This is a genomic window from Nostoc sp. (genome assembly GCF_036917395.1).
Lineage (GTDB): Bacteria > Cyanobacteriota > Cyanobacteriia > Cyanobacteriales > Nostocaceae > Nostoc.
Genome location: NZ_JBALDI010000057.1, coordinates 129,177 through 151,030, shown reverse-complemented (window position 1 = coordinate 151,030; position 21,854 = coordinate 129,177). Strand labels below are relative to the sequence as shown.

The 21,854-nt window shown below is 43.4% G+C and carries 16 protein-coding genes, 1 tRNA gene and 1 pseudogene; 8 read left to right on the top strand and 10 right to left on the bottom strand.

Features of this window, described 5'->3' with window-relative positions:
- Positions 1–53 precede the first annotated feature (53 nt).
- Positions 54–1,238 carry a hypothetical protein gene (locus tag V7K46_RS20320; RefSeq protein WP_335116211.1) on the top strand — a complete coding sequence of 395 codons (1,185 nt, stop codon included), beginning with the start codon at positions 54–56 and terminating at the stop codon, positions 1,236–1,238.
- A gap of 50 nt (positions 1,239–1,288) precedes the next feature.
- Positions 1,289–1,359 (top strand) — tRNA-Gly (locus tag V7K46_RS20315).
- A gap of 412 nt (positions 1,360–1,771) precedes the next feature.
- Here the strand turns inward: V7K46_RS20315 and pstB are convergent.
- From pstB to pstS, 4 genes are all read right to left on the bottom strand, one after another.
- Positions 1,772–2,578, bottom strand: a complete 807-nt coding sequence (gene pstB / locus V7K46_RS20310) for a phosphate ABC transporter ATP-binding protein PstB (RefSeq protein WP_335116209.1) — start codon at positions 2,576–2,578, stop codon at positions 1,772–1,774.
- 57 nt (positions 2,579–2,635) lie between these two features.
- A complete protein-coding gene (gene pstA / locus V7K46_RS20305; RefSeq protein ID WP_335116207.1) occupies positions 2,636–3,517 on the bottom strand; it encodes a phosphate ABC transporter permease PstA in 882 nt (293 codons plus the stop codon).
- A gap of 19 nt (positions 3,518–3,536) precedes the next feature.
- The gene (gene pstC, locus V7K46_RS20300) at positions 3,537–4,487 is read right to left on the bottom strand and encodes a phosphate ABC transporter permease subunit PstC (protein ID WP_335116205.1); all 951 of its coding nucleotides are present in this window, start codon (positions 4,485–4,487) and stop codon (positions 3,537–3,539) included.
- A 184-nt stretch (positions 4,488–4,671) separates the two neighbouring features.
- Entirely contained in the window at positions 4,672–5,853 is a 1,182-nt protein-coding gene (pstS, locus tag V7K46_RS20295) for a phosphate ABC transporter substrate-binding protein PstS (protein WP_335116203.1), read from the bottom strand.
- 921 nt (positions 5,854–6,774) lie between these two features.
- Here pstS and V7K46_RS20290 point away from each other — a divergent pair.
- On the top strand, positions 6,775–7,362 hold the full coding sequence (locus V7K46_RS20290) for a biotin transporter BioY (protein ID WP_298911479.1): 588 nt from the start codon (positions 6,775–6,777) through the stop codon (positions 7,360–7,362).
- A 134-nt stretch (positions 7,363–7,496) separates the two neighbouring features.
- Complete coding sequence (gene lspA / locus V7K46_RS20285; RefSeq protein ID WP_335116201.1) at positions 7,497–7,973, top strand: signal peptidase II; 477 nt, start codon at positions 7,497–7,499, stop codon at positions 7,971–7,973.
- A 202-nt stretch (positions 7,974–8,175) separates the two neighbouring features.
- On the opposite strand, the gene V7K46_RS20280 is transcribed toward lspA, so the two are convergent.
- A complete protein-coding gene (locus V7K46_RS20280) occupies positions 8,176–8,901 on the bottom strand; it encodes a hypothetical protein (protein WP_335116199.1) in 726 nt (241 codons plus the stop codon).
- Positions 8,902–9,330: 429 nt separating this feature from the next.
- On the opposite strand from V7K46_RS20280, the gene V7K46_RS20275 reads away from it, so the two are divergent.
- Positions 9,331–11,601, top strand: coding sequence for a transglycosylase domain-containing protein (locus V7K46_RS20275; RefSeq protein WP_335116197.1), 2,271 nt, complete (start codon positions 9,331–9,333; stop codon positions 11,599–11,601).
- A 54-nt stretch (positions 11,602–11,655) separates the two neighbouring features.
- On the opposite strand, the gene V7K46_RS20270 is transcribed toward V7K46_RS20275, so the two are convergent.
- Together V7K46_RS20270 and V7K46_RS20265 are read right to left on the bottom strand one after the other, a co-directional pair.
- On the bottom strand, positions 11,656–13,086 hold the full coding sequence (locus tag V7K46_RS20270) for a DUF4335 domain-containing protein (protein ID WP_335116195.1): 1,431 nt from the start codon (positions 13,084–13,086) through the stop codon (positions 11,656–11,658).
- Complete coding sequence (locus V7K46_RS20265) at positions 13,083–13,709, bottom strand: DUF3038 domain-containing protein (protein ID WP_335116193.1); 627 nt, start codon at positions 13,707–13,709, stop codon at positions 13,083–13,085. The genes V7K46_RS20270 and V7K46_RS20265 overlap by 4 nt, the downstream gene beginning before the upstream one ends.
- A gap of 502 nt (positions 13,710–14,211) precedes the next feature.
- Between V7K46_RS20265 and V7K46_RS20260 the strand changes: the two genes are divergently transcribed.
- From V7K46_RS20260 to V7K46_RS20250, 3 genes are read left to right on the top strand one after another with little or no spacing between them, the layout of a single operon-like run.
- A complete protein-coding gene (locus V7K46_RS20260; protein WP_335116191.1) occupies positions 14,212–14,730 on the top strand; it encodes an adenine phosphoribosyltransferase in 519 nt (172 codons plus the stop codon).
- 32 nt (positions 14,731–14,762) lie between these two features.
- A complete protein-coding gene (locus V7K46_RS20255) occupies positions 14,763–15,809 on the top strand; it encodes an ABC transporter permease (RefSeq protein WP_335116189.1) in 1,047 nt (348 codons plus the stop codon).
- 30 nt (positions 15,810–15,839) lie between these two features.
- Positions 15,840–16,121 (top strand): hypothetical protein, encoded by a 282-nt coding sequence (locus V7K46_RS20250; protein WP_335116187.1) that lies wholly within the window; start codon positions 15,840–15,842, stop codon positions 16,119–16,121.
- Between the two features lie 165 nt (positions 16,122–16,286).
- Here the strand turns inward: V7K46_RS20250 and V7K46_RS20245 are convergent.
- The 3 genes and pseudogenes from V7K46_RS20245 to purL form a co-directional block, all read right to left on the bottom strand.
- A pseudogene (locus V7K46_RS20245) lies at positions 16,287–16,787 on the bottom strand (Uma2 family endonuclease); the annotation flags it as partial.
- A gap of 318 nt (positions 16,788–17,105) precedes the next feature.
- The gene (purF, locus tag V7K46_RS20240; RefSeq protein WP_335116185.1) at positions 17,106–18,605 is read right to left on the bottom strand and encodes an amidophosphoribosyltransferase; all 1,500 of its coding nucleotides are present in this window, start codon (positions 18,603–18,605) and stop codon (positions 17,106–17,108) included.
- Between the two features lie 371 nt (positions 18,606–18,976).
- A complete protein-coding gene (gene purL, locus V7K46_RS20235) occupies positions 18,977–21,352 on the bottom strand; it encodes a phosphoribosylformylglycinamidine synthase subunit PurL (RefSeq protein WP_335116183.1) in 2,376 nt (791 codons plus the stop codon).
- Positions 21,353–21,854: the final 502 nt, after the last annotated feature.

The following is a 21,854-nucleotide window of genomic DNA, read 5'->3' as shown; positions in this document are numbered from 1 at the left end:
TTTAAAGCATTACCAATGAGTAAGAGTGCCTAATCATATCCAGTTGATATAATATGATACCATCGGTTGCAGACAAAACTCCAATTCCAGCCAAGGTCTGGAGGCGACACACTGACCCACCAGGTTTGTGGATTTCTGTCGTTATAGGTTCAGTCTCTCTGCACTTGCTGGCATTCTGGCTGATGCGCTCATCTAATGCATTTAGTTTGTGGTTTCCCCAGCAAAGTCAATCTGTTGTTCCCATTGAATTGATAGACATTGCTCCCAAAACAAAATCAATAACCAAATCAAAATCAACAGCAAAAACAGTTTCGCCAAAGCCACTATCCTCAACTCAAAAGTCTGTACCAGCACGTTCACTACAAACAGCACGAACTACGCCCAGAAATCAAGATTTTGGCGCAATTAATTCTGCTGAGAATCTCCGCCGAACTTACACCTCTCAATCTAATAGCCGACCCTTTAGGCAGCAGAGAGTTCTTACAGCCACACCGAAACCTACAGTTCCAGTCGTTAGTCTACCTTGGAACCGCCGTCAAGAAATCAAACTGGGAAAGGGAACACCACTATCAACAGGTATTCCATCAAATCCACCAGTTTCGGAAGCTGAAAACAGAGAAACTCCGCCACGCACCCCCACTCAGGAAAATCCACCAACTCGAACTAGAGAAACTCCAGCAACTCCGACTAGAGAAACTCCAGCAACTCCGACTAGAGAAACTCCAGCAACTCCGACTAGAGAAACTCCAGCAACTCCGACTAGGGAAACTCCAGCAACTCCGACTAGGGAAACTCCATCAACTCCGACTAGAGAAACTCCAGCAACTCCGACTGGGGGAGCATCGGTAGCAATAGTGGCTCCTTTGCTTAGAGATAAAGTCAGTAACTTAATACAATCAGGAAGATTACGACAAGATGCTTTACCAGACGTTATCGCTTTATACAGGGGAAGCAACACAAAACAATTGGACTCAAGTTTTCTCCCCGGCGATTCCAAAGTTAAGCCTGCACAGATCCTTGCTAGCTTAGTAATTGATAACAAGGGCAACTTTCAACAGGCTTTAGTTGTAGAAATAGAACCAGCAACATCACAAAGTGAAAAAAGCACATATGAGCGAATTCTCAACGAGGTTTTCAAAACAGAAAACTTTCTTGCCGCTCACAACAACGATGGCACAAAACCAGATTTGAGCAATCTGTATGTATGGATCAAAATCCAACCTGCAAATTCCAATTAAATGCTTCAATTTTTGCAAAAACTGTGTTACACTTATAGGGTTGGGATTTTGCGGGCGTAGTTTAGTGGTAAAACTATAGCCTTCCAAGCTATTAATGCGGGTTCGATTCCCGCCGCCCGCTTAGAAAAAACTATTAAGTGTACTAGTTCAGCACAGTATAAATGCACCTGAGATTTTAATTAGACAAGGGGCAAAAATTTTATATTTAATTTCGCCTAGCTACTTATGTAGTTATCACAATACCTACAGGTAGATAATAAATAGCAAGGCAAGCCAACACTAATACTGCACTGTGTGTCTGGCTATTTTTGATCGGGTGTCTAACTTGCCCAGTCAATGCAAGTCTGATGTTAAATAGCTTAATTATTGTTTTTCTTTACCAAGAAAAACAATAATTGATAAAGCGATGCCTGCGGCGGGCTGCGCCTACGCTAATCTTGGTAAACAAATAAAAAAATAGAGGAATATCGCACAGCTTTAATTTCCGAATATCCCTCATTGCTCTCACATCAACAATAGAAATATTTATCTATTTATCCAAATCTGCCGCTAACGTAATCTCTGGTATCTTGCTGCTGAGGATTGTTGAAAATTAGTTCTGTTGCGTCGTACTCTACCATGTAGCCGTTACGACCTCCAGTTTCTGTAGTTTTAACATTAAAAAAGGCTGTCTTATCAGAAACTCGCGCTGCTTGCTGCATATTATGGGTGACGATAACGATTGTATATTGCTCTTTAAGTTGGTGAATAAGTTCTTCAACCCGCAACGTGGAAATAGGGTCGAGAGCGGAGCAAGGTTCATCCATTAAGATAATTTCAGGTTGGACTGCGATCGCACGAGCAATACATAACCTCTGTTGTTGTCCACCAGATAAAGACGAACCACTTTGTCTCAGTTTATCTTTTACTTCGTCCCACAAAGCTGCTTGTCGCAAACTCCGTTCTACTAATTCATCCATATTACCTTTGTAGCCGTTGATTTTGGCTCCAAAAGCAATATTGTCATAGATTGATTTTGGAAACGGGTTTGGTCTTTGAAACACCATCCCAATTCTCCGACGCACTTCTACAGGATCAATGTCGGATGCATACAAGTTTTTATCGTAAAAAAGTATTTTACCTTCTGCATGAAATGACTCAATCAGGTCATTGAGGCGGTTATAGCATCGCAACAATGTACTTTTACCACAACCAGAAGGGCCGATAAAGGCTGTCACCTGATTTTTCGGTATATCTAGCCAAATATTCTGCAAGGCTAAAAATTTGCCGTAGTAAACGTTGAGGTTTTCGGTGCGTAAAACGGTTTGAGTATCATTCACTGTGCTAACATTGGTAGCCATAAATTAAATGTAGTATTAGTTTTAGCGATACAAATCCGCTATGTAGATGCTATTTCACTAAGCTTTCTTACGAGTTGCCCAGCGAGCGATGATACTTGTGATTAGAACCATCAATACCAAAATCAAAGATGCTGCCCAAGCTAGTGATTGCCAATTTTTGAACGGAGAAATAGCGTATTTGTAAACCAAAACAGCAAGGGAAGCTGTTGGTTGGAATAAGCTATCGGGCCAAAAATTGGAAAAAAGGGCGGTAAATAGCAAAGGTGCGGTTTCTCCAGATGCTCTGGCAATCGCTAGTGTTGCCCCAGTTACAATTGCTGGTAAAGCTGCTGGCAAAACGACTTGACTCACTGTTTGAAAATTAGTTGCTCCTAACCCTACAGATGCTTGTCGCAAATCTTGCGATACTAACTGCAAAGCTTCATCAGTGGTTCGGACAATAATTGGCAACATCAAAATTGCCAGTGCAAACCCTCCACCGAGAGCAGAATATGATCCTAAGTTTAACTTGACCAGTGTCAGAACTACAATGCCATAGGCAAATACCCCAGCAATAATTGAGGGGACTCCGCTCAGGACATTAGCCGCAAAACGTACCCATCTTGCTACTTGGGCGGAGCTAAATTCTGTGATGTAAATCGCCGCTAAAACACCAAACGGGATACTGATCAGCGCCGCAATTCCTACCATCAATAGTGTGCCCAAGATTGCATTACCAAAGCCTCCTCCCTTTTGTAAAGCTTTGGGTGGCAGTTCAAAAAAGACACTGGGATTCAAACTGCCAAAGCCTTGAATAATGACGTAAGAAAGCACTGCTAGCAAAGGCACAAGTGCCAATACCCCACAGATAAATGCAATTACGGTCATTACTGTATTAAACAGTGTTCTTTGAGACATGGGAGCGCGAGTTAGACTGCGCTCTGGAAAACTAGAAGTCATAATTCAACCCAAAACTAAGCTACAGTCGCTTGACTCTCAGAACGATAAACTCGGCCATGATATTGACTACCAGGGTCAAGAAGAATAGAACTAAAGCAGCGTACATTAAAGCCGAAACTTGCAAACCACTAGCTTCTGAAAATTGATTTGCCAGTAGAGAAGAAATCGTATTGCCTGGTGCTAACAGTGAAATACTAATGTTGTTGGAATTACCAATCAACATTGTTACAGCCATTGTTTCTCCCATTGCCCGACCGAGTGCTAACATCACAGCACTAACTATCCCCGAAAAGGCTGCTGGAATCAGAATTTGCAAAATCGTTTCCCAGCGGGTTGCTCCTAGTCCTACGGCGGCTTGACGCAAACTGGGAGGTATAGAAATCAAGGCATCGCGCGATAGGGCTGTGATGATGGGCAAAGTCATAATTGCTAATATGACTCCCGCCGGCAACATTCCTGGTCCAGTAGGGGGGGTGCTAAAAAATGGTATCCAGCCAAAGTAACTATTGAGCCATTTTCCCAAGTTAGTTAAGATAGGCACTAAAACAAAAATACCCCAGACGCCGTAGACAACGCTGGGAATAGCTGCGAGCAGCTCTACCGCAAAAACCAGTACCAACTTCACTTTTGCGGGCAAAAAATCCTCACTGAGGAGAATAGCCGTACCAACCCCAATCGGTACAGCTATCAACAGACCAATAAAAGAACTCAAGAGAGTTCCATAAATTTGAGGTAGCACCCCGTAGCTATCATTAACTGGGTTCCATGTCGTGTTAGCTAAAAAGCTAGCCCCAAACTTTTGGATGGCAGGCCAAGAAGCAATTGCAACTTGTAAGCCGATCCATAATAAAGTGGCAGTAACCCCAAAGGCTAAAATTTTAGTGAGCCAAACAAAACCCCGATCTACGGACTTTTCTACATCAGAGCGATTTTTTGTTGCTGATGATAGGTTTTGAGAATTTGTAGTCATGACTACCGACTTTCACAATTAAATCAGAGGAAAATATGGGAGGCAACTATATCAACCAAATTGTTGCCTCATCGTCTTTTGAAACTGAGACACTGGTAACACAGAGTTTCAAGTTACGAATGCTTATAGTCTAGTAAGCAGCTGACAAATTATTGTCTAGAAATACCTCATATCTTGACTGTAGCTACTTACTGGCGCTAGTACCACTACCAACAGCAATTTTATACTCTGGACTAATTTGATCGGCAGCAGCAGCCACCTTTGTGATCACGTTTTGGGGTAAAGGAACATATCCTAGTGTAGTAGCCTGCTTTTGACCCTCAGTTAAGGCGTATTCGATCGCAGCTTCAACTGCCTTAGCTTTTGCCGCATTGGGATATTTCTTGTAAGCCAAAATCCAGGTGTAAGTGACAATGGGATAGGAATCAGCCCCTTCTGGATCGGAAATGAAGACGCGGAGATCAGGCGGTAGAGTTACTGATGCCAGAGTTTTAGAGGCGGACTCCTCACTAGCTACAATAAACTTACCGCCTTTGTTTTCTAAAGCAGCAAACTTAAGACTATTTTGTTTGGCATAGCCATACTCGACGTAACCAATAGAGCCTTGTGTTTGTTGAATTTGGGCAGTAACACCCTCATTCCCCTTAGCACCAACTCCTGTAGGCCAGTTGACAGTTTTGCCTTCACCAACTTTAGTCTTCCACTCCGGGCTAATAGCGCTGAGGTGTTTTGTAAACACACCTGTTGTACCGCTACCATCTGAACGATAAACAGCTGTGATTGCCAGTTTAGGAAGCTTTGCACCTGGGTTAGCCTTGGCAATTTGGGGATCATCCCAAGACTTGATTTTGCCTAGTAGAATATCGGCGTAAACGGCTCGTGGTAGCTTTAGTTCTGCAACATCTGGCAAGTTGTAAGCTAGCACGATGCTACCAGCAGTTACAGGCAGTAAAATAACGCCTTTATCCGCTGGCACCTTCTGGATTTCTTCATCCTTCATGGCAACATCGCTGGCACCAAAATCTACAGTCCCTTTGATAAATTGCTCAACTCCAGCACCGCTACCAACTGAGGCATAGTCAACTTGTAGATTTGGATATTTTTTGTTTAGATCCGTAAACCATGTATCATATAGTGGTGCTGGGAAAGACGCGCCAGCCCCGCTTAATTTTATATTTCCACCCAAATCTAATTTGGTTGTACTGGAGGCAGTAGTATCTGTAGCAGTACCAGAAGGAGTATCCTTGGTGGCTGTATTATCTGAGTTTTGCTGTCCGCCACATGCAGCTAGGCTGATTGTCAGTGCTAACACTGAAATTGAACCTGTGAGGCGATGAATTTTTATTACACTAAGACGTGAGGGCATCGCTATCAATTTTGAGTAACTTTCCAGGTGAGCGCTTCTAAGGATACCCTTAAAGGATAAAGGTTAAGGTAAAGGTTAGGTTAATAAAGCAAAAAAATGCTTGTTTTTTTTTGATGAAGAACAAACACTCGTTTTGACTTTTGCTTGATAAAATTAATACTGCTGCTTTAGTTACCCGTTACAAAGAGTACCACAATAATTTGGTTACAGATATTTACAAAACTTTATTAATAGTGTAAATTTATTGCTCAAGTCATAAAAAAATATGTAAGTGTGGTATTATTTGAAATTTAATAAATTTGTTTCTGCTTATCAGCCTAAGCAGACTTAAAGTCATAACTAAACAATCTAAGTTTAGCCAGTGAACTTATTGTTTAGAGAAAGCAGAAAATAATAAATTGCCTATTTTTATGGAGAGGAGGCGGGGCGATCGCTAAAAAATAGTGAATTAAGGAATTATCTTTAACACTTTGTAGCATAATTTGGCGCTGAATCTAAAAACTTAGTTTAAATCCTAAATTTTGCTAATTTGAACACCTATTAGGTCAAATACCATAATCAGACTACGCTTCAGTCAATAAAATTACAGCTGTAGACACCTAACATAATTCGCAGAACTGAAAAGTTACATACCAAAAAGACAAAAAAAATATGCTAATCCTTAGAGGATGTTTGAAAAGTCGTAGAGTATACCAAAAACCTCACTTCCATTCCTCTAACAGAAGTGGAGATAAGCTTTTAAATCCCCATTTCCTTGTAGGGAAGGCTTGCTGGCGGGGTTAGGTTTCTGAGGTTTTGATGTTAGCAATAATACTTTTCAAACATCCTCTTAGAGCTGTCAGCACAAATTTCATTTCAATACTAATGAACATATTAGTTGCTGTTGGTTTTCTCTTTTGCCTTTCCCCGGTTGCCTAATAAATGTTTGCTGCTTCCAATCAATTACTATGGTCAATGATTGGCTTACTCCTGACAATGGGTGGCACCTTCCTAGAAGCTTATGGCATCACCTTACCTTGGAATTGGAGTAAGCACGGAATTCAGACTTTTTCTTTAGGTGTCACTTTCCAAATTGGCGCAGTACTGTTGGTGGGTTGTTTAGGGGGCAAAAATGCCGGTGCGCTCTCGCAAATTGCCTATTTAGTGATGGGGTTAACCTTATTACCTGTATTTGCCGATGGTGGTGGTCTTGGTTATGTTAAGCTATCTCAGTTTGGTTATCTACTAGGTTTTATTCCTGGAGCTTGGATTTGTGGTTTCTTCGCTTTTAAAGCTAGACCGCGACTAGAAACTCTCGCCTTTAGTTGCATTTGTGGCTTATTAACTCTCCACCTATGGGGCATTACTTATTTAATTATTAGCTATATTTTTCAGTGGAAAGGTACAGAAAATCTACCATTAATGCAAGCAATCCTCAAATACTCCTGGTTTGCACTACCAGGGCAATTAAGTGTAGTTTGTGCAGTTACCGTAATAGCATATGTATTGCGTCACTTAATGTTTTATTAGTTATGCAGGGGCTAGAAGCTAGAGGCTAGGGGCTAGAAATTTAAAATTCTTCTAATCCCTATACCCTACTGCTTAGTCCCTAGCCCCTAGTCCCTAATCCTAGTCCCTAATCCTAGTCCCTAGCCCCTAGTTTCATGCGTTTAAAAAATCGCCTTTTCTGGATCGCTGCCTTCATAACTTTTTTCTTAGACCAAATAACAAAATACTGGGTGGTGCAAACCTTTAGCTTGGGGCAGACACTGCCACTTTTACCTGAGATATTTCACTTCACCTATGTTACTAACACTGGTGCCGCTTTTAGTCTATTAAGTGGGAAAGTAGAGTGGTTGCGCTGGCTATCTTTAGGAGTGAGTTTAGTATTGATAGCCTTGGCCTTATTTAGTCCAATGTTAAATTTGTGGGATCAGTTAGGCTATGGCTTGATTTTAGGTGGAGCTATGGGCAACGGTATTGATCGCTTTGTTTTAGGCTATGTCGTTGATTTTCTTGATTTTCGCCTGATTAACTTTGCTGTATTTAATGTGGCAGATTCATTTATTAGTATCGGTATTGTTTGCCTGTTAATTGCTTCCTTGCAAAAAACACCGACTTCAACTGGCAGACCCCATTAAACTATTAAGCCTGGGATGATTAATCCCAGGCTATTGATTACAGAAATCCTTGCTCAATCCTATATGCCAAGACTTTATCTATAGGTTCCAGCAATTATGATTTTTTATCTTACACCAGTCACCATAACTGGTGCAAGAGGTCAAGATGCAACGGCGATCGCTAATGACAAACTAGTATTCAGATTATGCACCAAATTTTAATTTAATTGCCTGTGGTAGGAGTTTTTGGCGAACTTGGAGTACTGGGAGAGTTTCCTGGTTCGGTAGTGCTGCCAGGAGTACCAGACTCAGGTGGAGTTGTTGAGCTTCCTGGTTCGGGATTGATTTCAGTAGTACCAGACTCAGGTGAAGTTGGGTTTCCTGGTACAGTACTGCTGCCAGGAGTGCTAGGTTCAGATGGGGTAACGCTTCCTGGTGCTGGAGTTAAGTTGCTAGGAGCGCCAGGTTGAGCTGGGGTAACGGTTCCTGGTTCGGTAGGGCTGCCAGGAGCGCCAGGTTCAGATGGGGTAAGGGTTCCTGATCCTGGAGTTAAGTTGCCAGGTTCAGATGGGGTACCGGTTCCTGATCCTGGAGTGGTTTCGGGAGTGCTAGATCCAGGTGGTGTTTTGGTTCCTGGTCTGGTTCCTGGTGCAGTTGTACTATCTGGAGTAGTGGTGGTGCTACTGGGCGTGCTTTCTGCTGGAGTTGTAGTGCTACTAGGAGCGCTACCAGGGACGACTGCTGTGCCGCCGGGACAGCGGGAGTTGAGCGGAAAATACTCGCACAGAATTTTCATCCCTTCTGGCGACATCTTGATTTCCGTTGGTGCACTAGTAGAGTCGCTACTGGATTGGGCTATGGGGGATTTACTAGATTCGGCTACGGCAATATTAGTGGTGAGAGCCAAAGATAGAGCTGTACCAATCAGGCTCAGAGATTTTCCCATCATTCTAAAATTAACCTCAACGGAACACTCGGCCCATTAAAACAGACAATAAGATTTAGAAAATCTTCCTAAATGAAGATATTTAGGTTTGTTTCAGAATATGTGGATATGTAAAATCGGTAAAAATGAAATCTCTTGTTTTATAATGACTAGTGTTTAAAAATACAAGATTAAAAAATCTAGTTGTAGTTATTGAACTAGTAATAGTAGATAAAACAAGTCTTTGAGAATCGATAAAAAATTTATACCTCTGGAGATAAGTGATAAAAATAACAAATTAATTATAAATATGAAGTAAATTCAAGTATAAAATAGAGCAAAAAGTTCCGTATATCTAATTTATGCTTTGGCTTATGAGTAAAATGATGAAAGACTAACATCTAAATTGTAATTCGCCCGATTCTTCACTAAAAAGTGTGATGTGAATAGCCGATGAGTTCACCCCAACCCCCTCACAAGCCACAAACGTTACTAGGTCAACTGACTCAAGCAGTACATACGATTCAAGCTAGGGTCGATTTTTCCAAATTGGCGCTCAAGCCTAATGCCAAGGTACCGGAACTTTGGGTGCAGGATGCGGGGGCGGATAAGGCAGAGGTATATCCACTGTTGGGCGATCGCTATATTCTAGGTCGTAGCTCTAAATCCAGCGATATCGTCATCCGTAACCCTGTTGTCAGCCAAATTCACCTATCGCTATCGCGGAATTCTACTCAGCGCACACCAGTTTTCATTATCAAAGACGAAAACTCTACCAATGGCATTTATCGTGGCAAGCGTCGTGTCAATTCCCTGGAACTGCGTCACGGCGATATTTTCACGCTGGGTCCCCCAGAACTTGCCGCTTCTGTGCGGTTGCAATACGTCGATCCACCAGCCTGGTATGTCAAAGCTGCAAGTTGGACAGCTTATGGTGTCGGTGGTGTCAGTGCCCTGTTAGCGTTAGTAATTGGCGTTGAATGGCTGAAATTTTCAGTTAAACCTCTACCTACAGCTACACGCGCCCCAGTAGTTGTTTACGCTCGTGATGGAGCCACCCCGCTAAGAGAGCCTCGAACTATCTCTCACGTAGATATAAAGCGATTAGAGGAATTTGGGCCTTATTTGCCTGCTGCTGTGGTGGCTTCAGAGGATAGTCGTTATTACTGGCACTTTGGTGTTGACCCTCTGGGGATTTTACGAGCCGTGTTGATCAATAGCCGTAGCGGAGATGTGCAACAAGGAGCCAGCACTGTTACCCAGCAAGTTGCCCGCAGTTTGTTCCGCGAGTATGTAGGCAGACAGGATACCCTTGGACGCAAATTGCGGGAGGCAGTTGTCGCCCTGAAGTTAGAAACCTTTTACAGCAAAGATGAAATTTTGCTGATGTACTTAAATCGGGTTTTTTTGGGGGGAGATACCTCTGGCTTTGAAGATGCATCCCGGTATTACTTTGAGAAGTCGGCTAAACAATTAACTTTGGCAGAAGCAGCAACATTGGTAGGAATTTTACCAGCTCCCAACGCTTTCGATTTTTGTGGGGATGGGCCAAATAAGCTACAAGCATCTGAATACCGGAATCGCGTGATTAAGCGGTTGCTGGAGATGGGCAAAATTAAACCTGAAGATGCGAACCGAGCTAGACGCTCCACTGTTCAAGTTAGTCCTAAAGTTTGTGAACAGCAAGCTAAGACGATCGCTCCTTATTTTTACAGTTACGTCTTCTCTGAACTTGAATCAATCTTGGGGGAGGGAGCCGCAAAGGAAGGGAATTATATCATTGAAACCCAGCTTGATCCAGCGATTCAGAGCAAAGCAGAATCAGCGTTGCGAAATTCAGTTAACAATGGTGGTAGAAGTTTTAATTTTTCTCAAGGGGCGCTGGTCACCCTTGACTCCAGTACTGGCAGCATTTTGGCAATGGTGGGGGGGACTGATTACAAAAAAAGTCAGTTCAATCGCGCTGTTCAAGCCAAAAGACAACCAGGTTCTACCTTTAAAATCTTTACTTATACAGCCGCTATTCAACAGGGGATTCCAGCATCCAAGAGTTATTCTTGCGCCCCTTTAACTTGGCAAGGCTTTACTTACAAACCCTGTCGTGCTGGTGCTGACACTAGTTTAGATATTGCCACGGGGCTGGCTCTTTCGGAAAATCCGATCGCCCTACGAGTTGCTAGAGAAATTGGGCTGGATAAAGTAGTGGCAATGGCGCAGCGTTTGGGAATAAAGTCAACCCTAGATCCGGTTCCTGGCTTGGTACTAGGTCAAAGTGTGGTCAATGTTTTGGAAATGACTGGTGCTTTTGGCGCTATTGGCAATCGTGGTGTGTCAAATCCTCCCCATGCGATTAACCGAATTTTAGATAGTGGTGATTGCCGTGATCGCAATGATATCAAAACCTGCCGTGTCATCTACTCCTTCGACCAAAATACGGATGCCAACAAACGAGTACTGCCAAATGGTGTAGCCGATGAAATGACTAGTTTGATGCGCGGTGTCATCGCAAGAGGTACTGGTCGTAGTGCTGCCATTGGACTGGGGGAAGCTGGGAAAACAGGCACAACAGATAAAAACGTTGACTTATGGTTCATAGGTTTTATCCCCAGTCGGCGGCTTGTAACTGGTGTTTGGCTGGGAAACGACAATAATTCCCCTACATCTGGTAGCAGTGCCCAAGCAGCTCAGTTGTGGGGAAATTATATGCAAAGAATTACTCGGTAAACGGGTATGGCACATTGGCCACTTATACTGAGCTAGCCCAGTATAAGTACTCAATTACTGATATCCCTGCCAAGGCATAACTTCAAGTTTGCCGCTAGGCTTGAATATCACTTGGAAGTGGGCGAGAGGTTCTTTATTGTTGGGAGCTGCTACATTGGAACCGTAAATAGCGTTGAACATCTTCGGAAGGGGTGTTTCTCGAAAATAGTCAAAGGCAACTTGATTGAGTGGTTCATAGTCAGCAATTACACCATCTTTGTTGACCGCTACCCGGTATTTCAAATCTCGCGTAAAGGTGGGGGTACCACTCCAGGTTTGGCGAACTGTACTATAAAGCTTTTGGTTTAAACCTTCGACTATATTAGAGTCAGTAATTTTTGCACCCACTACCTCTGGCGTCCTCGCATATCCTCGCCAAGGGCTAACTTCTAGCACCCCTTGTGTATTAAATACTACTCGAAATTGGGCGATTGGTTCATTGGAAATGGGAGCGCGGTTAGCTGGATTGTAAAGTACGTTAGGCAGAGGAGTTTGACCTACTCCTAGATTCGCCTCTTTATTCACTGCTTTATAACCGACGATCGCTCCATCTGCTGCTACACCCAGACGATAGATCAAATCCTGTTGCAATCCTGAGCGATTAGTCCAAGCTGGATGAATTTGGTTGTACACTTGACGATTCAATGCACGCAGTTGGGATGGATCAGTAATTTCTGGAACTGTATTTAAAAGTGCTTCTAAATCTTTAACTGCCGGCTTTGCATTAGCTGTAGGCTTTGATGTGGGCGTTGCAGCAGCTATGGGAGTTACAGCAGCTGATGCTGGAGGAGTGATATTGTTTATTCTAGAGCTAGTTTGCTCATCTGGTTTAGGCTGCGGTGGACGCATTTGGGGAGGTGGAATCAAGTTAAAGGCGATCGCTGCTACTGCTAAACTTGACACACCCACAGCAGCAGGAACAGCCTGCCTGATTAAAGCTTGACTAGCACCGCCATAACGTCTGGTAACTGGTTGTAGTTCTAGGGAAAGTTCAGGTAAAGTTTGGCTATCAGCAAAAAACTGATCCACTGCTTCCACTAAATCAAACAACTGCACTGTATTCAAATCTATTTCAATCGGCGGACGTTTGGAATTGTTAGAGTGATCAAACCCCTCTGGAGCACCTTCTGAATGTATAATTAACCTGTGTCGGTTGCTGTCAACTTTCTGAAACTCAACTAGCTCCGATTCCTGGTTATGTGCTTGCGGATTAGGTACACTACTTAAAAATTCTTGGGCATAGCCACTAACAGCCCTCACCAAACTTTCAAAAAATTCCCGCCCTCCCGTTAGGGGTTGATTATAACCAGATAAATAGCATTCTGCATTTACCAATATTGATAATTCCGGGCGCATTTCCTGGAAGTGTGCAGCCCTACTGAGATCACTTAACCCTTCTAAAAGGAGTGTACAATTAGGTAGACTGTACTTACGTTGAATATTCATTCCACTTCACCGTCAAAAAGACTAATCCAGAACCGCTGCATTCCAGCTGTACCAGTACAAAATAGTAATTGTCCTAACAAATTTATTGCTAGCTCATCTAATTTTTCATCAGAACTTAATGCCAGTACACCAGAACGTCGAGCATTCATCCGGCTCTTAAAATGCGTTCTAAACCGTTCTAAGTAATTAGATAGGCGCAAATTCTGTTCTAATGGAATCTGCTTTTCTTCCATTTGTTGACATATCATTAGTAACTGGCGGATGACAACAGTTAAACGCCGCGCTATGTAGCAAGCAATGACCACCAGAGCTTTTGCTTCCATGATAGTTAAAGGACGGCGCATATGCGCTCTTCGTAGCGGGTTAGAGCTACGCATCCGCCATAAATTCACCCTGTCTTTAACAATTCCTTTAAGATCCAACTCTTGAGCAAAAGTTAGGATTGCTTCAGAACCACCAAGCTCTAAAGCTTCAATTGCCAATAAAATTAGGTCAATTTGCAACCGCGTTCTCCGAGGACAGGTCTTGGAAGCGATCGCAGGATCTGGTAAAGTGTCCAAAATCATCGGCAGTGATTCTTGGGTTGAACTGTTGAACGGCGTTAAACTTGCTGAGACATTCATTCTATAAATACCTTGTGCGGTTCCAACAGACTAGGTAAAACAAATTTAAAATCGGTAGCCAAGACTTGGACATTAGACTTGTAGTAGTAGCATGACTACCTGATATATACATTACTTAACTCTTTCTACTCAAAGTTTTCCTTATATTGAAATCAAAGTTTTAAAACATAAGTTAATTCACCTCATTTATTAGTGCAATACCTTTTCTAGCTTGGTTTAGATTCTAATTATCGTCAATCAAAGGCGAAGCTTCAGCCTCGACCCCCAGCGTATGACATTATAGTGTACGATTTTTCAGGTATCTGAAATTGGGCATTGGGGAGCCACTGCGTTGCCGGGGTTCCCCTGGTTGTTCGCGCAGCGTCTCCGACAGGAGAAGCAAGTGGCGTCATTGGGCATTTGTCAATAATCAATAGTTCTTCTTCCCTTGCTTCCCGTGCAACGCCAGTTCCCTCACTCTCCATGCCCCATGCCCCATGTCCCATTCCCCAATCCCTATTTTATGGATTTGAAGTCTCTCGTTCGTGACATCCCAGATTTCCCCAAGCCCGGAATTTTATTTCGGGATATTACTACGCTGCTGCGCGATCCAGAGGGACTGCGCTACACTATTGACTTTTTAACACAAAAATGCAATGAAGCTGGGATCAAGACAGATTATGTCATCGGTATGGAGTCAAGGGGATTCATTTTTGGCTCACCTCTAGCTTATAAATTAGGTGCTGGTTTTATTCCCGTCCGCAAAAAAGGTAAGTTACCAGCAGCAGTTCACTCAATTGAATATCAACTAGAGTATGGTACAGACTGCTTGGAAGTGCATCAAGACGCTTTACACCAAGGTAGCCGAGTTTTGATTGTGGACGATTTGATTGCCACGGGTGGAACTGCGAGTGCAACAGCAAAGTTAGTGCAGAAAATTGGCTGCGAACTAGTAGGGTTTGGGTTTATTATCGAGCTACGGGATTTAGAAGGGCGTAAATATTTGCCAGATGTACCAATTATCTCTCTAATTGAATATTAGTCATTGGTCATTAGATAAAGGACAAAGGACAAATGACATCTACGAGAATTTCCTTGGAGACAGGTCGCGATTGGCTAATCAGGTTAGTCACGAGCGAAACTTTTATTTATGTGGTAAAGCGGGTATTGCAGGCATTACTGACTTTGTTTTTGGCGTCAGCGTTGTCGTTTTTCATTATTCAACTCGCTCCAGGGGATTATGTAGATACACTGCGGCAAAACCCGAAGATATCTCCAGAAAGAATTGAGGAAATAAAGCGGCAGTTTGGTCTGGATAAGTCTTGGCCAGAGCAATTTTGGCTATGGCTATGGCGAATCTTGACAAAAGGGGATTTTGGCACGAGTTTTATTTATCAACGTTCAGTGGCATCGCTTTTGTGGGAACGGGTACCAGCGACTTTGCTATTAGCGATCGCATCTTTAATTGTCACATGGGCGATCGCCATCCCTCTAGGGATTTTTGCTGCTGTTAATCAAAATAAGCTATCAGACCGAATTTTACAGGTGATTAGCTACGCCGGACAAGGCTTTCCTAGTTTCATCACTGTCTTAGCGCTGCTGGTTTTAGCCCAACTCACCTCGCCTTTATTCCCAGTGGGTAGTATGACTAGCATTAATCACTCAGAACTAACGTGGTTTGGCAGAATCTTAGATGTCGGCTGGCACATGATTTTACCCACGATCGCCCTCTCAATTACTAGTTTTGCTGGTTTACAACGCATCACTCGTGGCGAATTATTGGATGTGCTGCGTCAAGATTACATCCAAACGGCTCGTGCCAAAGGTCTACCAGAAAACCGCGTGATCTACGTTCATGCTCTCCGCAATGCGATAAATCCCTTAATTACCTTATTGGGTTTTGAATTAGCTGGTTTATTAAGCGGTGCTTTCATTGCTGAATATTTCTTTAACTGGCCCGGTTTAGGGAGATTGTCTCTACAGGCTTTACAAGCTCAAGATTTATATTTGTTAATGGCAAGCTTGGTAATGGGCGCAGTGTTGCTGATTGCTGGTAATTTAATCGCCGATTTAATGTTAAAAGCAGCCGATCCTCGCATTCGCCTAGAAAATCTCAATTAGTCATTCCCCATTTCTCCCCATCTCATCTCCATGCTGTCCGAAGTCTATTACTTGGTGCGCTCAACAACTGACGGTAATTATCTCATAGCTCGTCCTGACACCGAAACATCAGGTTATTTATTGCTGTTTAAGGAAAACTTTGATGCCCTTAGCTATCTCAACACCCATGCGGCAGAAGTGGCAAATCGCTTTACTGTAGAATCTATTGCGCGTACACAGTTGGGAAACTTGCTCAAACGCTGGGGTTTTAGCGGTGTGGGTATTGTGACTGACCCGTTATTGCCTAAAGTTGAGTTTTTGCAGCACAGTTAAATTTATGGATTAGCGTAGACGCTTCTTCGCTTGTCGTCAGACATCGCTTGCTAATTTGTTTAACGTAAATAATTGTGCGATCACCGAGTAACCTCTCGTAGACATCGCGCAATTAAAAGTAGTTTTGCCAATAATAAGAAATTACAGCAATTTTGCGAACTTGTGTTATGTAAATAAGGATGCGTAGGCGTAGCTCGTCGTAGACATCGCACAAGTAAAATCAGGCAATATGGGTGAATTCAATTCATCACCATTGAACAACGTAGCAACTAACTTTAAACTTGCTTGTTCGCGTCGATATACTTCCACCTGTTGCTTGCGCCAATCCACAATCCAATATTCTCTGACACCTCTTGCTGAGTAAAGCTTTAGTTTAAGTTCCCTATCTCGCTTTTCATTCTCAATACCGAAAGATAGCATTTCTACTACCAGTTCTGGCGCACCAGTCAAATGCCCCGCATCGTCCAAAAGTAGAGGCAATCTTTCATTACTAGCCCAGACAACATCAGGAATCACATTATTATCGCCAAAAATTATTCCTGGAGCAGTCACAACTTCTCCCAGACCACTAGCCTGTGACCAAATATCTAAAAAAGTTCTAATTCTGACACAAGTTTTTTGATGATTCCAGTGAGGCGCTCTGGTCACAAACAATTCTCCGTCAATAAGGGACTTCCAAGAAATAAATTATCCAAATAAACGAACCACAGAGACACAGAGAACACAGAGGAATAAAAACGAGAGAGTTTTTTCGCCAGTTTTTTGAGTATTTTTTTATTTGGAAGTCCCTAATTTCATAACGGTTTCCGTTATCTGGAAACAACTCTAAATCGGCGGTAGTCCAGCACACTCTCTCAGATATCGGCTGGTTCATAAACTATGACTATTGAAGGATTTACCAATCTTAATCTGAGATTGACAATATTTATTTAGCCCGCGCAGGCGGGCTTGGTTTGTCTAGCCGCATTCAGTCTGTCGAAGTCTTTACACTACTACCTTTTCTAAACTCAACTTAGAACGCTTCACTTGCTCAGGAATCGCCACGGGATAATCTCCGGTGAAGCAGGCAGAACAGAAACTATTGGTGTCTTCTCGTGTCGCTTCTAACATTCCTTCCCAACTGAGATAGGCGAGGCTGTCTACTTCCAGTTGCTTGGCAATTTCTGCTACTGACTTGGTAGCAGCAATCAGCTGATCCTGAGAATCGGTATCGATGCCATAGAAGCAGGGATGAGTTACAGGTGGGGAGGAGATTCGCATATGTACCTCTACTGCACCTGCATCACGCAAGGTTTTGACTAGTTTACGGCTGGTAGTACCCCGGACAATCGAGTCGTCTACGATGATCACTCGTTTACCCGCCAGCACATCTTTGAGGGGGTTGAGTTTCATGCGGATACCTGACTCACGCATGGTTTGGGTTGGTTGAATAAAGGTTCGCCCAACGTAGCGATTTTTAATCAGTCCTTCAACGTAAGCGACACCAGACGCTTGGGAAAATCCAATAGCAGCAGGGATACCAGAATCAGGAACACCAAAGACAATATCGGCATCTACAAAAGACTCTGCTGCTAGTTGCCGCCCTAACCGCATCCGATAGCTGTACAAACTCTCGTTGTGCATGACGCTATCAGGGCGGGCAAAGTAAATCATCTCAAAGATACACAATTTCCGCTCGGACTGTTGACTCCAATGATAGGAAGCCAAACCTTCTTCAGTAATCCAAACTAATTCACCTGGTTCTACGTCTCGCAGGTATTCGGCTCCAATGATATCTAAACCACAAGTCTCCGAAGCCAAAACGTAACGGACTGGATTACTAGCTAAAGTGCCAATTACTAGGGGGCGAATGCCATTGGGGTCACGGACACCCATAACGCCGTTAGGGGTGCCAATAACTAAACTAAAGGCTCCTTGGCAACGATGGAATGCCTGAATTGCACCTTCTAGCCAATCTGCACCAGCATTGATCGCTTCTGCGATCGCAAAAGCGATCATTTCTGAGTCTGTTGTTGTGACTAAGTTGTATTTTTTCTCAAGCAACTCTTGACGCAGTTGCACTGTATTGACTAAATTGCCATTATGTGCTAAGGCTAATGACCCTAAACGGGTTTCCAGCACTGCGGGTTGGGCATTAACTTTGCGGCTAGAACCTGTGGTGGAATAACGAGTGTGGCCAACAGCAAGGCTACCAGGCAATTGCTCCAAGATGGATTCATTAAAAACTTGAGACACCAAGCCCATATCTTTGTAAAGATGTACTTGTGTTCCCTCAAAGGTAGCAATACCGGCTGATTCTTGACCCCGATGCTGGAGGGCATACAATCCAAAGTAGGTCAGTTTAGCAACGTCTTCTGCTGGTGCGTAGATGCCAAAAACACCGCAAGCTTCTTCTGGCTTGTCAGGCTGATTTTCATGACTATTGATTGGGTTGTTGATCTGCTCGGGGTATTCATCCGAAGTGACAGAATGAATAGAAATCATGCTAGCTTTGCTCCTGGTGGGGGGGGTCAATCAATTTTGGATTTGAGATTTATAATTTTGGATTGACCGCACCCTAGTAGGAATGCGGCTTGGGATTTGGGAGTGGCTATTTTTAAATTTGTTTGCCTCACTAGGAGCAAGACAGGAACCAGAAGAAACACCCCCAATCCAAAATCTAAAATTCAAAATCTAAAATCGGTAGTTAAGTCACTGGGATTATATAGATGGTAGCGAAGTTCTTAACAAATCTTTAACCATCCATTAAAACAGTACCGTAATTGTGATCAGGGACGCTAATAAAAGAGTTAGGAGTTAGGAGTGAAGAGTTATGCTTTTTATTCCCAACTCCTCAGTTTCAGCTCCTAACTTCTTTAACTGGAGGTAGTAGTGTGGATGGCAAGACGTCTGGCGATCGCATGGGAATAGCGATCATTCATATCTTCGATCCTAACTTTGATTAAGGCTTGGTTATCAGTAGTGAAAACCCCCAAACCCGTCTGAAAATTGCCAACTATACCCAGTTTTTGCCACTCTTGACCCAGATGTTCCTGTAAGTATGATTCCCAAATTTCTTGTTGTTCTGATGCTATAGAAACTAAAATCCTGGCACCACCTTCGGCAAACAGCACCTCATCAAGGCGAGGTAGTGACTGGGTTGGTGCTATTTCTAAATTGATTTCGGCACCAAGGTTGCCAGCAATACAACATTCGGCTAGAGCGATCGCCACCCCTCCCTCAGCACAATCATGGGCTGAACGGACCCAACCATTACGAATTCCTTCACGACAAACTTTCTGGACGCGGCGTTCCAAGTCAAAATCTACCCGTGGCGGCTTTCCGGCAACAGTACTGTGGATAGTGGCTAAATACTCAGATGCTCCCAAACTGATTTTGGATGCCAGAGGCAATCCGAGAAGATAAATCACATCGCCAGATGCTTGCCAACCTTGACCACAAATTTTGGTTATATCGGGAATCAAGCCTACCATACCCACAACCGGAGTGGGATAAATGGGTTGCGGAATGCCTTGGGAATCGAGGGTTTCATTGTACAAAGAGACATTTCCGCCTGTGACGGGTGTTGCCAATTCTCGACAAGCTTCTGCCAAACCGCGACAAGCTTCTGCCAATTGCCAGTAACCAATCGGTTTTTCTGGAGAGCCAAAATTCAGGTTATCTGTCACCGCCAGAGGTTCTGCACCCACACAGCTAAGATTGCGTGCAGCTTCTGCCACCACTGCCTTAGCTCCTTCGTAAGGGTCAAGATAAACATAACGAGGATTGCAATCTACTGTTGCTGCTACCCCTAATTTTAAATTTTGGATTTTGGATTTTAGATTGGGGATTTCTTCAAGCGGGCGCAAACGGATAACAGCCGCATCTGCACCACCTGGCAGGATTACTGTATTATTTTGTACTTGATGGTCATACTGACGATATACCCAGTTTTTAGAAGCGATCGTGGGTGTATCGAGCAAAGTTAAGAGAATATCATTCCAAGTTTGCAGGCGTCCTTGGAGTTCTATTCCAGTAGTTGTGCAAGGAGGTAAGGAATCAGGAGTCCATTCCCAAGCTTGACGCGCATATTCTGGGGGTTCCGTCAACAAATCCCGGTGATAAAGTGGGGTATTTTCCGCCAAAGCTTCAGCGGGAATTTCTGCTGCTACTTCACCCTGGAAGAGAATCCGCACGATGGGTTCAGCAATTACTGTACCGGCAACAACAGCATGAAGTCCCCAACGGTGGAAAATGTCGATTAATTCTTGCTCACGCCCTTTATGGGCAACGAACAGCATCCGTTCTTGAGATTCCGAAAGCAGATATTCATAGGGAACCATCCCCGTTTCTCTTGCGGGAATCTTATCTAAATCTAGTTCAATTCCCACACCGCCTTTTGCCGCCATCTCTGAGGTAGAACAGGTGATCCCGGCTGCTCCCATATCCTGGGCGGCGATAACTGCACCTGTCTTAAACGCCTCCAGACAAGCTTCAATTAACGACTTTTCCAAAAAGGGGTCGCCCACTTGCACAGCAGGACGGTCATCCATTGACTGTTCGCTCAATTCTGCACTAGCAAAACTTGCGCCTCCCATACCATCGCGTCCTGTGGTGGAACCGACATACAACACAGGGTTACCTAAGCCAGATGCCCCAGATTTGACAATTTCTAACGTTTCCATCAACCCCAGCGCCATAACGTTCACCAGAGGATTACCAGAATAAGCAGGATCAAAGTAAACTTCGCCACCAACGGTGGGCACTCCCACACAGTTGCCATAATGGGCAATTCCTGCAATTACACCAGTAAATAACCTTTGGGTTTTGGCATCTTCGAGGGAACCAAAGCGCAGCGAGTTCAATATCGCAATGGGACGCGCACCCATTGTAAAAATATCTCTGAGAATGCCTCCTACTCCGGTTGCCGCTCCCTGAAAGGGTTCGACAGCTGAAGGGTGATTGTGGGATTCAATCTTAAAGGCTAGTTGCAGTCCGTCACCCAAATCTACAACCCCAGCATTTTCACCAGGTCCTACGAGGATGCGGGACCCTTCGGTAGGAAACTGTTTGAGTAAAGGTCGAGAATTTTTGTAACAGCAATGCTCTGACCACATTACGCCAAACATTCCCAGTTCAGCTTTGTTGGGATGACGCCCTAAGCGATGGACAATTTCTGCGTATTCTTCTGGTTTTATACCTTCAGCAGCGATTTCTTGGGGGGAAAAGGGAGCAGGAGATGTGGCGGTCATGGAAATAATGCACCAATTGTACAGAGCATTATTCTATCGATTTACTTGACCTCTAAATGCAGATATAGGATTGTTCATCGCTAGATGCTACAGATTGGCTGAATAAATAAATCTACTTAGGGACTTCCAGAGAATAATTTATCGAGCAAGTAGGGGTACAGCACCGATTAAATATCTGTTTCACCGAAAGTCTGTGGATGCCATACCCCTAAATTTGGGTCTTTTTTTAATTGGAAGTCCCTAAAGATAAATATTGTAATATGTCTAAAGATAGATTGTTTTAAATCCTCAAATACTGGTAATTGTACTGATGATTATAAAGTAATAAAATTTTCTTTCCTTGTAACGTGCATAGGTGATTTCCAGATAATGAAAATGGCTATCAGTCTGTCAAATGACCCATAAGAAGGCAGAAAAATCAGAGGATGCGATGGTCGCGAAGCAAACCGCCTTCGGCGGCAAGGGCGGAGTTGGGATCAGTATCAGCAACAGTAACAAACTT

Coding starts and splice junctions, on each gene's coding strand:
- V7K46_RS20280 (WP_335116199.1), bottom strand. CDS start 8,901: ATGATGGGAAAATCTCTGAGCCTGATTGGTACAGCTCTATCTTTGGCT.
- V7K46_RS20250 (WP_335116187.1), top strand. CDS start 15,840: ATGCTGTCCGAAGTCTATTACTTGGTGCGCTCAACAACTGACGGTAAT.
- V7K46_RS20290 (WP_298911479.1), top strand. CDS start 6,775: ATGTTTGCTGCTTCCAATCAATTACTATGGTCAATGATTGGCTTACTC.
- purL (WP_335116183.1), bottom strand. CDS start 21,352: ATGACCGCCACATCTCCTGCTCCCTTTTCCCCCCAAGAAATCGCTGCT.
- V7K46_RS20275 (WP_335116197.1), top strand. CDS start 9,331: ATGAGTTCACCCCAACCCCCTCACAAGCCACAAACGTTACTAGGTCAA.
- pstS (WP_335116203.1), bottom strand. CDS start 5,853: ATGCCCTCACGTCTTAGTGTAATAAAAATTCATCGCCTCACAGGTTCA.
- pstA (WP_335116207.1), bottom strand. CDS start 3,517: ATGACTTCTAGTTTTCCAGAGCGCAGTCTAACTCGCGCTCCCATGTCT.
- V7K46_RS20260 (WP_335116191.1), top strand. CDS start 14,212: ATGGATTTGAAGTCTCTCGTTCGTGACATCCCAGATTTCCCCAAGCCC.
- V7K46_RS20265 (WP_335116193.1), bottom strand. CDS start 13,709: ATGAATGTCTCAGCAAGTTTAACGCCGTTCAACAGTTCAACCCAAGAA.
- pstB (WP_335116209.1), bottom strand. CDS start 2,578: ATGGCTACCAATGTTAGCACAGTGAATGATACTCAAACCGTTTTACGC.
- V7K46_RS20320 (WP_335116211.1), top strand. CDS start 54: ATGATACCATCGGTTGCAGACAAAACTCCAATTCCAGCCAAGGTCTGG.
- lspA (WP_335116201.1), top strand. CDS start 7,497: ATGCGTTTAAAAAATCGCCTTTTCTGGATCGCTGCCTTCATAACTTTT.
- V7K46_RS20270 (WP_335116195.1), bottom strand. CDS start 13,086: ATGAATATTCAACGTAAGTACAGTCTACCTAATTGTACACTCCTTTTA.
- V7K46_RS20255 (WP_335116189.1), top strand. CDS start 14,763: ATGACATCTACGAGAATTTCCTTGGAGACAGGTCGCGATTGGCTAATC.
- purF (WP_335116185.1), bottom strand. CDS start 18,605: ATGATTTCTATTCATTCTGTCACTTCGGATGAATACCCCGAGCAGATC.
- pstC (WP_335116205.1), bottom strand. CDS start 4,487: ATGACTACAAATTCTCAAAACCTATCATCAGCAACAAAAAATCGCTCT.